Source organism: Nonomuraea wenchangensis, from assembly GCF_900111685.1.
In the GTDB taxonomy this organism is placed as follows: domain Bacteria; phylum Actinomycetota; class Actinomycetes; order Streptosporangiales; family Streptosporangiaceae; genus Nonomuraea; species Nonomuraea wenchangensis.
Map to the genome: position 1 here is coordinate 37475 of NZ_FOHX01000008.1, position 13660 is coordinate 51134.

Consider the following 13660-nt stretch of genomic DNA (forward strand, 5'->3'; position numbering starts at 1 on the left):
GCACCCCATGGACAATCTGCGCATGTTCGTCAACGGCCAGGCCATGTCCGGCGGCAGCCTGAACACCGCGCTGGCCGGCGCCCGCTTCCTCGGCCCGGCGACGACCGCGCCCCTCTACCGGTTCTACTCCGTACGCGACGAGTTCCCCGGCCTGCACCCCGTCGGCGCGGGCGGCCACGCGGTGCCCGGCGAGCTGTACGAGGTCACCTACGAGATCCTGCGCGAGCACCTGCTGCCGGGCGAGCCGCCCGAGCTGGAGCTGGGCGTGATCGAGCTGGCCGACGGCAGCGGCACGCTGTCGATGCGGATGCGCGCCGAGGCGCTGCGGGCGCCGGGCGTCACCGACATCAGCGAGGCCGGCGGCTGGCGGGCGCACCTGGCCGGAACGGGCCGATGAGCGGGCCGACGAGCGGGCCGATGAGCGGGCCCGAGCCGGTGGTGATCCGCGGCGGCACGGTCGCCGAGGCGGCCTGGAGCGCACCGGCGGACGTGTTCATCGCCGGCGGTAAGGTCACGGCGCTGGCCGAGCCCGGCACCCCCGCGCCGCCCGGCACGACCGAGATCGACGCCGCCGGCATGCTGGTGCTGCCCGGCGGCGTCGACCCGCACTGCCACGTCGGCTTCACCTCCGGCGCGTTCACCTCGCTCGACGACTACCGCCAGTGCACGACGGCGGCCGTCTTCGGCGGCACCACCACCATCGTCGACTTCGCCATCCCCCGCCCCGGCCAGTCGCCCGCCGACGCCGCCCACGCCCAGCGCGCCAAGGCGGCCGGCGGCCTGTGCGACAGCGCCCTGCACGCCTGCGTCGTCCAATGGGACGACACGGTGCCCGAGCAGCTGCGCTCGCTGGTCGCCGACGGCATGCCGACGGTGAAGATGTTCACCACCTACCGCGGCGAGACGATGGCCGACGAGGACACCATCCTGAAGACCATGTCCACGCTGCGCGACCTGGGCGGCATGGTGGTGATCCACTGCGAGGCCAACCACATCATCGAGGACACCCAGACGCGCTGCTCCCACGACGGCAGGATCGGCGCCGAGCACATGGCCGCGACCCGGCCCGAGCTGGCCGAGACCGCGTCGGTCGCCGAGGTGCTGGCCATCGCCGAGTCGCTGAAGGCGCCGGTCTACTTCGTCCACCAGTCCACGCCCGAGGCCGTCGAGCTGGTCGCCGCCGCCCGCCGGCGCGGCCTGCCGGCCTGGACCGAGTCCGTCGCCCACCACCTGGTCCTGGACGACGGCCTCTACGCCGGGCCCGACCCCGAACGGTTCGTGTGCTGCCCGCCGCTGCGCCCGCGCCCCGTGGTGGACGGGCTCGCCCGCCACCTGGCCACCGGCGAGATCACCACGATCGGCAGCGACCACTGCTGCTACGACGTGGCGCAGAAGCAGTCGCGCCGCACCGACGTACGCGCCATGCCGAACGGCCTGCCGGGCGTCGAGACCCGCCTGCCGGTGATCTTCTCGGAGTTCGTGGCGGGCGGCGACCTGCCCGTCACCCGGTTCGTCGAGCTCACCGCGGCCAACCCGGCGCGCGCCAACGGCCTCTATCCGCGCAAGGGCACCCTCATGCCGGGCGCCGACGCCGACGTCGCCGTCTGGGACCCCTCCGCCCGCTGGACGATCACCTCCGGCGGGCTCCACATGGCGACCGACTACACGCCGTACGAGGGCAGGGCGGTGACGGGACGGCCGCGTACGGTGCTGGTCGGCGGCCGGGTGGTGGTCCACGACGGCGTGCTCACCGACCCCGAGCCGCGCGGCCGGCACCTGCGCGCCCGCCCGATCACCGCTGCTCGTGGGCGATGTTCATGAGCTGCCGCCACAGCAGGACCACGAACACCGCGGACCCGGCGAAGGCGAACCAGAAGGGCGCCGCGACGCCGAACCGGGTGGCCAGGACACCGCCGATCAGCGAGCCGACCACGAGACCGGCGTAGGTGCAGACGGTGTTGACGCTGCCCACCCGGCCCTGCAGCTCGTGCGGGACCGCGCGCTGGCGCACGGTGACCGAGGTGGTGCCCCAGATGAAGGCGTGCGCGCCGAAGGCCAGGAAGATGCCTCCGGCGACCCACGGCGAACGGGTCAGGGCCAGGCCCAGATGGGTGAGCGTCTCGATGATGAGCCCGATCCGCATCAGCGCGCCGAGGCTGACCCTGCGGGTGACGGCCCCGTACAGGCCGGTGCCGATCAGGCCGCCGATCCCGCCGATCGTGGTCATCAGCCCGAAGCCGACGGCGCCGAGGCCGAGCTGCTCCTGGGTGTAGAGGACGAGGACCGACCAGGCCGCGCCGAACGTGAAGTTGAAGATCAGGATGGTGAGCGCCAGCGTGCGGACCGCCGCGTGCCGCACGGTCCAGCCGAACCCCTCCACCAGCGCCCGCACGGTGTCCGGCCCGCGCTCCGCGGCCGGGCGCTCGCGCGGCGGCAGCGTGATCCGGGAGACCAGGACGATCCCCGCCGCCACCAGCAGCAGCTGCGCGGCGAACGGCCAGGCCAGGCCCAGCCCGAACAGCGCCGCCCCGACCGGCGGCCCGGCGAGCTGGTTGAGCGTGATGAACCCGGTCCCCAGGCGGGCGTTGGCGACGACGAGATCGTCCCTGGCGACCAGCATCGGGGTCAGCGTGGCGGTCGCGTTGTCGGCGAACACCTCGGCGACGGACCGCAGCGTGAGCGCGATCAGCGCCGTCGCCACGGTCAGGCCGCCGGTCATCAGGAGCACGACGAGCGCCGCCAGCACCACGGCCCGGGCCATGTTGGCGACGAGCACGATCACGCGCCGGTCGTGTCGGTCCGACAGCACGCCCGCGTACAGGCTGAACACCAGCGGCGGAGCCCACGCCACCAGGGCCGCCAGCGAGATCATCAGCGGGTCGCGGGTGAGCGTCGCGATCAGCAGGGGGCCCGCCGCCGCGGCCACCCCGTCGCCGAGGTTCGTCAGCCAGCTGGAGGCCAGCAACCATCGAAATCCTGTCCCGAGGCTCGCGGGCAGGACTCGCTCCACCACTGTGATCACGAGCGCAAAACCATACGAGCCCGGATCATCCACCAGCAACGGGTTTTCGCGGCTCAGCGCGGCAATCCGCCCCCACGATGACGGCGATAAGGTACGCCGGTGGACAACGTGGAAAGCCTCGTCATCACCCGCAGGTTACGCGTGCCCCTCGACCCCGCCCCCGAGGGCGGCGGGCCGGGCCGGGGCGAGGTGGCCGCCCGCCAGCTCGACGCCGCGCTGCTGAGCGCCGGCTTCACCTGCTCGCCGGCGCTGCTGGAACGGCTGTCGGGGCTGAGCGTGGAGAACGTCATCGACCTCGGCGTACGGGTCCTGGCCGCCGTCCGCCACCTGGTGGGCGACCACGTCCGGCACAACGCGTACTTCATCGACTTCCCGCGCAACGTCCCCGGCACGGCCGAGTTCTGGGCCGGCCTGATGCGGCGCTCGCTGCTCGGCCCGGACGCCTCCGTCCAGGAGGTCACGCCGCAGACCCTGGACCTGCTCACCCTGCCCGGCTACGGCGACTACCCGCACAGCTACGCCGACCTGCTGGCCGCGCACGCCGAGCTGGTCCCGCTGGCCGGCGACCGCGTCACCGTCCTGGACCTGGGCGGCGACCTGCGCTCGGAGGCACGCGAGCTGTACCTGTCCCTCGCGGGCTCGCAGGTGCCGCTGCCGGCCGAGGACCTGGCGGCGCTGCGCGAGCTGGCCGCGTTCTGCGCCCAGCACCTGCCCGAGCTCGGCGCCGGCGGGGCGCCGGAGCACATCCCCGTGCCGGAGCACATCCCCGTGCGGGAGAACCGCGCCGTCGTCAACGAGGCGCGCCTGGCCGCCGGCCTGCCGCTGCTCGTGGACACCGTGACCGACGTGCTCCGCCTGGCCTGCGGCGCCTCCGGCGGCGACGTCACGCTCGCCACCGCCACCCGCTTCCGCTCCTTCCGCCGCGCCGAGCGCCGCGCCCTGCTGCGGGCCCTGGACGCCGTCGCCACCGACGCCGCCCTGGGCGACGTGCCCCGCTTCCGCGAGCAGTGGAAGCGGCTCGGCGAACGCCTGCACCCGCACGAGTACCCGCACCTGCCGCGCGCGGCCCACGTCTTCGACGTCGCCCGCGGCGAGCGGCGGGCGCGCGGGCTCGGCAGCCGCGTGGAGACGGCGCTGGCGGCCGGGCGCGCCCATGAGGCGGTCGAGCTGCTGGCGAGCTCCCCCGGCGCGCTGCTGCGCCGGCTGGACCACCTGCTGCGCGCCGGCACCGACCCGGCGGGGGTGCTGGCGGCGGCCGGGACGGCGGCGCGGGCCGCGTCCGGCCGGGTGCTGCTGTCGCTGCGCGAGCACCTGCACAACCGGCTCGCCCCGGCCGCCGGGCGCGTCTTCGTCAACCGGCACGGCCGGGCCTGGACGAGCGCCGACACGCGCCCCCCGCTCGCCGCGGACGTGCTGGCGCAGGCGGCCGACCTCCTGGACGAGGAGATCGCGCGGCGGCTGCCCGACCCCGGCAGGCTCGTCGTCGAGCCCGCCATGCTCGACGTCGCGCTGCCGCTGTCGGGCAAGGCGGTCGCGCCCGGCCTCGGCATGCTGCCGCGCGGCTCGCTGGCGCCGGTCGAGGGGGAGCTGCTGCGCTTCTTCGTCCACTGGCGCCAGGCCGCGCGGCGCACCGACTACGACCTGTCGGCGCTCATGCTGGACGACGCCTACGGCGACCCCGAGTACATCTCCTGGACGAACTACACCAATGACTTCGCCACCTACTCCGGTGACCTGACCACGGCCGCCGACGGCGCGAGCGAGTTCATCGACCTCGCCCTTCGCCGGGCCACCCGCCCGGTCGTCATCCCGCAGGTCAACATCTACGCCGGCGAGCCCTTCGACGAGGCCGCCGAGGCGTTCTTCGGGTTCATGACCAGGGACGCGGCGCAGGAGGGCCTGCCGTTCGAGCCGCGTACGGTGCGGATGAAGTCCGACCTGCGCGGCGCGGGCCGCGTCGCCCTGCCGCTGGTCTTCCTGCGCGGCGGCGACGGCGCCTGGCGGGCCAAGTGGCTGCACCTCTACCTGAAGGGCCACCCCGCCTTCAACCAGGTCGAGGGCAACCGGCTGAGCACGGGCCTGCTGGTGCGCTCGATCGTCGAACGCGAGTACCTGACCGTGCGCCACCTGGCCGACCTGCTGGCCCGCAAGGGCGGGGCCGGCGAGCACACGACGTACCTCGGGCTGCGGGCCCCCGCCGACGCGCCGGAGGGCGCGCGGATCTACACGCCGGCGACGCTGCACGAGCTGATCCCCGCCTGAGATAGGGTGAAGATCGCGAGGCCATGGGAGGGCTTCCTTCTCTTTCTTCGAAAAGAACCTCCAGCCTTCCCGCTTTCCTCGCCCTCTTCTTTCGTTCCTCCCGCGCCGGGAGGAGCCGGCCCTCTAGCGTGCCGCGTCCAGGACCGGTTTCACGTCGATGACAGGCGTGCCGTCCACGGCCTCCAGGCCGGCCACCCGCACCCGGAGCCCGTCGACCGCGAGCACCCGCACCCGGTGCAGTCCGATCGGGTTGGGCCGGTCGGCGGAGCGGGTGCTGAAGACGCCCGTCAGCGGGTTGCGCGGGTCGTCGCGCGGGTGCACGGCCGTCACGGTCCGGTCGGCGAGGTGCAGCCAGGTGAGGACGAACACCTCGTCCCCGGCCGCGAGGTCGCCGATCCCCTCCGCCATCGCGGGGTCGAACGCCAGCCAGGCGTCGGGAGCGCCCTCCGCGCCCTGCTTGGGGGCGTTCGCGCGATCGGCCAGGGGCGACTCGACCGCTCCGATCGCCCGGATCTCGTACGTCATGATCTCTCCTTACCGCAGACCGTCCCCGTCACGCTATGCGCCCCGAGTTATTCGTTGACACGAATATTCTACATGGTGAATACTTCCGGGCATGGACGCGATCCTCACCGCACTGGCCGACCCGGCCCGCCGGCGGCTCGTCACGCTGCTGGCCGAACGGCCCCGGCCCGTCGGAGTCCTCGCCCAGCTCGCCGGGGCCCGCCAGCCCCAGACGACCAAGCACCTGCAGAGCCTTGAACGCGCCGGCCTCGTCACCTCCCAGCGCTCCGGCCAGCGCCGCGTCTACGCGCTACGGCCCGGGCCGCTGCGGGAGCTGGCGGCCGCGCTCACCCGCCTGGCCGACACCGCCGACCAGGCCGGCGGCTCCCACGAGACCTACGACCGCTACGGGCTCAACCTCCACGCCGAACGGCTCGCCGCCCGGGAGCCGGGGTGGGCCGACGGCCGCTCGTTCACCTTCCACCGGTCCCTGGCGGGCAGCCCGGAGCAGGTGTGGCGGCACCTGACCGAGGCCGCCCTGCTCGCCCACTGGTGGACGCCGCAGGACCTGCGCGTCTCCGAGCTCGTCTTCGAGGCGCGGCCGGGCGGCCGGATCGTCCACGAGTACCGCGACGCCGAGGACGTCGACGGCTCCGACCTTGTCGTCGGCCGGGCGCGGGGAGTCGTCGACGACGTACGGCCCGGCGAGCACCTGGCCTACCGGCTCTCCCCCGAGCTCCCCGACGGCGCCCCCGCCTTCACCGCCCACCTCGACCTCGGCCTCCGGCCCACCGGCAGCGGCGGCACGGAGCTCGACGTCACCTTCCGGATCACCGACAGCGCGGTCGAGTCCGCGGACTTCGTCGCGGGCATCGAGATCGGCTTCGGCCAGAGCCTCGACAAGCTCGCCGCGACCCTCGCCGACCCCCACACCACCAGGAGTACGACATGACCCAGCCCACCGGCCTGACCGGCCGCAGGGTGACCGCGAACCTCAGCCTCACCCTCGACGGGCGCTACCACGGCCCCGGCGGGCCGGGCGACTTCGCGGCGTTCGCCCCCTACGTGACCAGCGACGTCGCGCGCGACCACATGAACCGCATGTGGGAGAGCGCGACGACGGCGCTGCTCGGCCGCGTCAACGCCGAGGGGTTCATGGGCTACTGGTCCTCGGTCGCCGCCGACGACGACGCCGACCCGCGCGATCGCGGATACGCCCAGTGGCTGATCGGCACGGAGAAGGTGGTCCTGTCGACCACCCTGACCGAGGCGCCGTGGGAGCGCACCCGCGTGGTGAACGCCCCCGCCGCCGACGTCGTCACCGAACTGAAGGCCACCGGCGCCGGCGACATCCTCGTCAACAGCAGCGCCAGCGTCATCAAACCGCTCCTGAAGGCCGACCTGCTCGACCGGCTCCACCTCCTGATCCTCCCCGAGATCGCCGGAGGCGGGCAGCGGTTGTTCGACGACGGCCTGCCGGCCTCCCGGTGGAGGCTCGCCCACCGGGAGAGCGGCGAGCTGGGCGAGCTCGCCCTGGTCTACGACCGCATCCGCTAGAGGGGCCCGCCGATAAGGCACGATCATTGGTCGTTTGCGACATCTCGGCATGATTACTGTCAGTAGTGGGAATGCCGCTATCCGTATCACTAAGAGGCTACCTAGCCCGACTTATGCCTACTTGCGGGGAACTGGAGGCACACGATGCGGACCGGCGGCACCCTACTCCTCAGCGCCTGCACGGCGGTGCTGCTCCTGACCGCCGCGTGCGCCCCGGGCGAGCCCGGCACACCGCAGCGGCAGGGGCAGCCGGGCGCACCGGCCAGGCTCCTGATCACGCCCGCCCACGGCGCGCGGAAGGTGGCCCCGGACACCGGCATCAGCGTCAAGGTCACCGACGGCCAGGTCACCGGCGTGATCGTCACCGACGCCGACGGCCGCCAGATCAGCGGCGGCGCCGGCGCGGACGGCACCTGGCGGCCCCAGTGGCCGCTCAAGCCCTCCACGGCGTACACCGTGCGCGTGCGGGCCGTCGGCACCGACGGCCGGCAGGTCACCGAGCGGGCCACGTTCACCACCCTGAAACCGGCGCGCGTACTGGACAGCGGCCTGTCACCGGTGGACGGGGAGCGGGTCGGCGTCGGGATGCCCATCCAGCTCATACTGACGAAGCCGGTGGCGGCGCGGGAGGACCGCGCGGCGGTCGAGCGCGCGCTGACGGTGGAGATGTCCAAACCCGTCGAGGGCTCCTGGAGCTGGGTGAGCGACCGGGAGGTGCAGTACCGGCCGCGGTCGTACTGGCCGTCCGGCGAGGAGGTCACCGTGGTCGCGCACCTGGCCGGGCTGCGCGTCGGCCGCGGCACGTGGGGCGTCAAGGACCGCCGGGTGACCTTCACCGTCGGCGCCGAGCACATCACCAAGATCCGCAACGGCACCCACCGCGCCGTCGTGCGCAAGAACGGCAAGGTCGTCAGGACCATCCCCATCAGCCTCGGCAAACCGGGCTTCGAGAGCTGGTCCGGCACCATGATCGCCCAGGAGAAGGCTCCCGACATCCTCATGGACTCCGCCACCATCGGCCTGCCCGGGCTGTACCGGACCCGCACCAAGTGGAACATCCGCATGACCTACAGCGGCATGTTCTTCCACGCCGCCCCCTGGTCCGTCGGCGACCAGGGCCACCGCAACGTCAGCCACGGCTGCGTCAACGCCAGCACCTCCCACGCCCACTGGTTCTACAACTTCACCCAGCGCGGCGACATCATCAAGATCGTCGGAACCAAGCACAAGCTCCAGTTCGGCAACGGGCCGACGCCGTGGACCAAGACGTGGGACCAATGGCGGGCGGGCAGCGCCCTGTACACCCCGGACGCGCCGGCCACGCCGGCCGCACCGGACGACTCGCACCGGCCGAGCGACGCCTGACCGCCACGCCCGCACACCCGCCCCGTCGGCTCTTATAGTCACAATCAGCGGCCCACCGGGATCAATCCACACAGATCGGTCCCGGTGCCTGACGACCGCCCATGCTGACGGGGGCTCCCATGACCGCATCGGTCTATCTGCTGGTTCTCGGCGACCACCTGCCCGATCCGCGCACCGGCGTCTCACCGCCCGAACGGGAACGCCTGCGCGCCGTGGTCGAGCAGGCCGTCGCCGCCGAGCAGGCCGGATTCACCGGCGTCGCCATCGGCGAGCACCACTTCACCCGCTACATCGTCTCCGCGCCGCAACTCCTGCTCGCCGCCATCGCGGCCCGTACGACCACCCTGCGCCTGTCCACCGGCGTCACCCTGCTCGCCCACCATGATCCCGTACGCGTCGCCGAGGAACTCGCCACCCTCGACGCGCTGTCGGACGGACGGGCCGAGCTCATCGCGGCCCGCGGCGTCTCCAGGGAGACCGACGCCGCCTTCGGCATCTCCCCCTCCGAGTTACGGCCGCGCTTCCACGAGAACCTGCGGCTGCTGCTGAAACTGCTGCGCGAGGAGAACGTCACCTGGCGCGGCACCTACCGCGGCCCCCTCGAGAACGTGACCACCGCGCCGCGGCCCGTGCAGCGCCCCCACCCCACCGTGTGGATCGGCAGCGGCTCGCGGGCCTCGGCCGACCTCGCCGCCACCCTGGGCATGCCGCTCATGCTGCCCAGCACCCTGCGCGACCCCGCCGTCCACCTCGACCTGGTGACCCACTACCGCCGCCACGCCCCCGGCCGCGTGGGACTGCCCAGCCACGTCTTCGTCGCCGAACGCGACGCCCGGGAACGCTGGCGGCCCCACCTGCGGGCCTACGCCTCCTTCGCCACCCGCTGGCGCGGCGACGGCGCGCCGATCGACCTCGACGAGCTGATGGCCGGCGCGGCGATCTGCGGCGACCCCAGCGAGGTCGCCGACCGGCTCAACGCCCAGCAGAAGCTGCTGGGCCTCGACACGCACCTGCTGCTGATCGACATCGGCGGGCTCCCCCACGACGAGGTGCTCGGCGTGATCCGCCTGCTCGGCGAGAAGGTCCTCCCCCAGCTCACCACCTGACACGGCGCGGCCTCGGGTTGGCTGTCACTTTTACGAAGTGCGCACCGCTTGGTCAACGTTTGGCCTAGTCTTTTGGGTCCTATGGATCACAACCACCACAGAAGACTCAAAACTGCCGCTCTGGCACTCACGGTTGCCGCGACCTCCCAGGTGCTCGCCTTCCCCGGCGTCGCGACCGCCTCGACCAGCTCCCAAGCCACCAGCTCGGTGACGCAGGTCCAGCAGGCCACCACCGGCGCGGCAGGCACCACCACGGCCATGAACAAAGGGCTGGCCACCAACAACCGGATCTACCGGACCGGCCGCCTGGCCCGGGTCAACTGCTCCCCCGGCGCCCTGCCCGCCGGAAGCACCAACGCCTACCGGCGCTTCCTGACCCGCGTGACCGACTGCCTCAACCGGGCATGGGGCACACAGTTCCGCAAGGCCGGAATGCCTTTCAGCAAGCCGCGGCTGCGCATCATCACCAGAAAAGTCGGCAACGCCTGCGGCGGCTGGGCCACCGGCGCCGCCGGCTTCTACTGCTCAGCCGACCGCACCATGTACATGCTGATCACCAAGAACGACCTCCGGCAGCCCTTCCCCCTCGGCATCGCCCGGCTCATGGCCCACGAATACGGCCACCACGTCCAGAACATCTCCAAGATCTGGACCTACTACACCGCCGCCCAGGCCAGGGCCGGCAAGGCCCAGCGCCTCCAGCTCTCCCGCAACTCCGAGCTGCAGGCCGAGTGCTTCTCCTCCGTCTTCATCTCCACCCAGCAGGGCAGCTCGCTGTTCACCGACGCCGAGTGGGACTACACCGTGGACTGGTTCCGCAAGAACGGCGCCAAGACCTGGCCCCAGAACGACCACGGCCGCGGCCCCACCCAGGCCGCCTGGATGACCCGCGGCTACAACAGCGGCTCCCCCGGAGCCTGCAACACCTGGGCGGCCTCCCCCCGCACCACCACCTGACCCGCACCACCCCCGAACCGCGCCCGGCCGGCCCTCCTCACCGGCCGGGCCCGGCCCCCCGAACAGGCAATCCATCGATCATCAAGCTCTTCTCAACCACGACGCCCTAACGTCCTGCCATGGTCAACATCGGCATCTACGAGATCGTCTTCCTGTTCCTGATCCCCGTCGTGGTCCTGTGGGTCGTCATCTACACCGCCGTACGGACCGCGATCCGCCACAGCAAAACACGCGGGAACTGAACCAAAGGGCCGCCACGTGCGTACCTGGCCACATGCGCCAGCTCCAACGTGTACGGTCCATCGCGGCATCCTGCCTCATCCTCATCGGCGTGAGCCTGGCCGTCTCCACCTTCCTCACCCCCGACCCGGCCCTCACCGCGACCGCCCACGCCACCACCGCACACCGCGCGCCCGCACACCAGCACCCCCCACAGCCGCCCCGCGACGAACCCCTCCCCCAGGCCGGCGCCGACCAACTCCTGCGAGCCATCGCCTGCACCGACCCGCAGGTCCAGGTCGACGCCGCCGAACTACGCCAGGTCATCTGCCACGCCCCCGCCGGCCGCTACACCATCCTCACCTTCACCACCCAGACCGGGACCCGCGCCTGGCTCGACGAAGCCGAACCGTACGGCGGCACCTACCTCGTCGGCGACCGATGGACCGTCATCGCCGCACCCGACCTCCTGACCGAACTGCAGGCCCAGGTCGGAGGACACCTCGAAGGACACCACACGCGCTCCCCGTGAGGGGGTCGAGGGAACGCCCCGTCAGTGCTTGACTGGAAACGGCCCCGACGCTCGGAGACCCGACATGGACGTGTTCCAACAGGCCAAGCTCGGCCCCCTCACCCTGCGCAACCGCATCATCAAGGCCGCCACCTTCGAAGGCATGACCAGGAACGCCCTCGTCAGCGACGACCTCATCGCCTTCCACCGCGCCCACGCCGCCGGCGGCGCCGCGATGACCACCCTCGCCTACTGCGCCGTCGCCCCCGAAGGCCGCACCGAACGCCGCCAGATCTGGATGCGCCCCGACGCCCTCCCCGGCCTGCGCCGCCTCACCGACGCCGTCCACGCCGAAGGCGCCGCCGCCTCCGCCCAGATCGGCCACGCCGGCCCCGTCGCCAACAGCAAATCCAACCGCCTGCCCGCCCTCGCCCCATCCGCGGCGTTCAACCCACAAGCCATCGCCATGACCCGGCGCGCCACCACCGCCGACATCGAACGCATCACCGCCGCCCACGCCACCGCCGCCAAGCTCGCCATCGAGGCCGGCTTCGACGCCGTCGAGATCCACCTCGGCCACAACTACTTCGCCAGCGCCTTCCTCTCCCCCAGACTCAACAAACGCGACGACGAATACGGCGGCCCCCTCACCAACCGCGCCAAAGTCGCCCTCGGCACCGCCCGCGCCGTCCGCGACGCCGTCGGCGACCGCATCGCCATCCTCGCCAAACTCAACATGGACGACGGCGTACGCGGCGGCCTCGGCATCGAGGAAAGCCTCCAGGTCGCCCAATGGCTCGAACGCGACGGCAGCCTCGACGCCCTCGAACTCACCGCCGGCAGCTCCCTGCTCAACCCCATGTACCTCTTCCGCGGCGACGCCCCGATCCGCGAGTTCGCCGCGAACTTCAAACAACCCGCCCGCCTCGGCATCAAACTCGCCGGCGAACGCTTCATCCGCGCCTACCCCTACCAGGAGGCCTACCTCCTCGACTCCGCCCGCCGCTTCCGCGCCACCCTCAAGACACCCCTGATCCTGCTCGGCGGCATCAGCCAGCGCGCCACCATGGACCTCGCCATGGCCGAAGGCTTCGCGTTCGTCGCCATGGCCCGCGCCCTCCTGCGCGAACCCGACCTCGTCAACCGCCTGCGCACCGACCCCGCGACCCGCTCACTGTGCGTCCACTGCAACAAGTGCATGCCGACGATCTACACCGGCACCCGCTGCGTACTGGCCTGAGCCCGACGACCCGCCACGAACCGCCTCACCAGCCCACACCCGCCAGAAAACCCGTCAGCGCGGCATTGACCTCCGCCGGCCGCTCCAACGGCGGCAGATGACCCGTCCCCGGCAGATCCAGCCGCCCCGCACCCCTGATCCCCTCCGCCAGCAACCCCGACACCGCCTGAATCCCCGGCACATCAGCCAACCCATTGATCACCAAAGCAGGACAGCCCACCTCACCCAGCCGCTCCTTCGCCTGCAGATGCCGCTCCGGCACCGGCGGACCACTCCACGAGCGCTCGAACACCCGACGCATCATCGCCAGCGCCAGCTCCCACACCCGCGGATCCAGATCATCCACACCCCGATCCGGCCCCGCCACCTGCCACAACACATGCGCACGGGCGAACGCCTCCACATCCTCGGCCAGCACCTTCTCCGCCGTGCCGTCCCGGTAACGAGCCAGCCGATCAGCCGGAACCGTCCCGTGCACCCGCTCCCGCGCCTGCGCCAGCATCTCCTCCGGCCACACATGACCCGACAACCCCGAGGCGATCAGCACCAGCCCCGCCACCCGGCCCGGCGCCACCAACGCCGCCTCCACCGCATGCGAGCCGCCCATCGAATCACCCACCAGCACCGCCCGCTCCACGCCGAGTCCATCCATCACCCGCAGCAGATCCCGGTGATGAACGACCTCGCCCACCGGATCAGCCGACTCGCCGTACCCCCGCCAGTCGTAACTGATCACCCGATGACGAGCGGACAACACCTCACGCTGATGCCTCCACATACGCCGATCAGCGATCCCCGCATGAATCAGCACCAGCGCGGGCCCCTCACCGGCCTCCTCACACGCCAGACCATCGATCATCACCACGCCCCCAGCGTAGGAGCGCACCCCGCACTCGCCGGCCGGGTTCGCACTCGGC

General features: G+C 72.2%; 14 protein-coding genes. 11 read left to right on the forward strand and 3 right to left on the reverse strand.

What is annotated here, in order from left to right; genetic code table 11:
- Positions 1-7 precede the first annotated feature (7 nt).
- Positions 8-397, forward strand: coding sequence for an allophanate hydrolase-related protein (locus BMW85_RS24310; RefSeq protein WP_091085480.1), 390 nt, complete (start codon positions 8-10; stop codon positions 395-397).
- Between the two features lie 20 nt (positions 398-417).
- Positions 418-1821, forward strand: coding sequence for a dihydropyrimidinase (gene hydA, locus BMW85_RS24315; RefSeq protein WP_091085481.1), 1404 nt, complete (start codon positions 418-420; stop codon positions 1819-1821).
- Here hydA and BMW85_RS24320 read toward each other — a convergent pair.
- Positions 1793-3022 carry an MFS transporter gene (locus BMW85_RS24320; protein WP_091085484.1) on the reverse strand — a complete coding sequence of 410 codons (1230 nt, stop codon included), beginning with the start codon at positions 3020-3022 and terminating at the stop codon, positions 1793-1795. The two genes, hydA and BMW85_RS24320, sit on opposite strands and share 29 nt — an antisense overlap.
- A gap of 99 nt (positions 3023-3121) precedes the next feature.
- Here BMW85_RS24320 and BMW85_RS24325 point away from each other — a divergent pair, with 99 nt between their 5' ends.
- Positions 3122-5284 carry a TerD family protein gene (locus tag BMW85_RS24325; protein ID WP_091085486.1) on the forward strand — a complete coding sequence of 721 codons (2163 nt, stop codon included), beginning with the start codon at positions 3122-3124 and terminating at the stop codon, positions 5282-5284.
- 123 nt (positions 5285-5407) lie between these two features.
- Here BMW85_RS24325 and tsaA read toward each other — a convergent pair whose 3' ends face one another.
- On the reverse strand, positions 5408-5809 hold the full coding sequence (gene tsaA / locus BMW85_RS24330) for a tRNA (N6-threonylcarbamoyladenosine(37)-N6)-methyltransferase TrmO (protein WP_091085488.1): 402 nt from the start codon (positions 5807-5809) through the stop codon (positions 5408-5410).
- Positions 5810-5900: 91 nt separating this feature from the next.
- Between tsaA and BMW85_RS24335 the strand changes: the two genes are divergently transcribed.
- From BMW85_RS24335 to BMW85_RS24365, 8 genes are all read left to right on the forward strand, one after another.
- Complete coding sequence (locus BMW85_RS24335; protein WP_091085491.1) at positions 5901-6740, forward strand: metalloregulator ArsR/SmtB family transcription factor; 840 nt, start codon at positions 5901-5903, stop codon at positions 6738-6740.
- A complete protein-coding gene (locus tag BMW85_RS24340) occupies positions 6737-7345 on the forward strand; it encodes a dihydrofolate reductase family protein (RefSeq protein WP_091085494.1) in 609 nt (202 codons plus the stop codon). The genes BMW85_RS24335 and BMW85_RS24340 overlap by 4 nt, the downstream gene beginning before the upstream one ends.
- Before the next feature lie 144 nt (positions 7346-7489).
- Positions 7490-8710 (forward strand): L,D-transpeptidase, encoded by a 1221-nt coding sequence (locus tag BMW85_RS24345; protein ID WP_091085498.1) that lies wholly within the window; start codon positions 7490-7492, stop codon positions 8708-8710.
- Between the two features lie 119 nt (positions 8711-8829).
- Positions 8830-9816: an LLM class flavin-dependent oxidoreductase gene (locus BMW85_RS24350; RefSeq protein ID WP_177240861.1), complete on the forward strand. Its 987-nt coding sequence runs from the start codon at positions 8830-8832 to the stop codon at positions 9814-9816.
- Between the two features lie 81 nt (positions 9817-9897).
- On the forward strand, positions 9898-10773 hold the full coding sequence (locus tag BMW85_RS24355; RefSeq protein ID WP_091085502.1) for a neutral zinc metallopeptidase: 876 nt from the start codon (positions 9898-9900) through the stop codon (positions 10771-10773).
- A gap of 119 nt (positions 10774-10892) precedes the next feature.
- Positions 10893-11015, forward strand: a complete 123-nt coding sequence (locus BMW85_RS52020) for a hypothetical protein (protein WP_281249599.1) — start codon at positions 10893-10895, stop codon at positions 11013-11015.
- An 89-nt stretch (positions 11016-11104) separates the two neighbouring features.
- A complete protein-coding gene (locus tag BMW85_RS24360) occupies positions 11105-11524 on the forward strand; it encodes a hypothetical protein (protein ID WP_143082388.1) in 420 nt (139 codons plus the stop codon).
- A gap of 64 nt (positions 11525-11588) precedes the next feature.
- Entirely contained in the window at positions 11589-12743 is a 1155-nt protein-coding gene (locus tag BMW85_RS24365) for an NADH:flavin oxidoreductase (protein ID WP_091085509.1), read from the forward strand.
- A gap of 25 nt (positions 12744-12768) precedes the next feature.
- On the opposite strand, the gene BMW85_RS24370 is transcribed toward BMW85_RS24365, so the two are convergent.
- Positions 12769-13602, reverse strand: coding sequence for an alpha/beta fold hydrolase (locus tag BMW85_RS24370; protein WP_091086306.1), 834 nt, complete (start codon positions 13600-13602; stop codon positions 12769-12771).
- Positions 13603-13660: the final 58 nt, after the last annotated feature.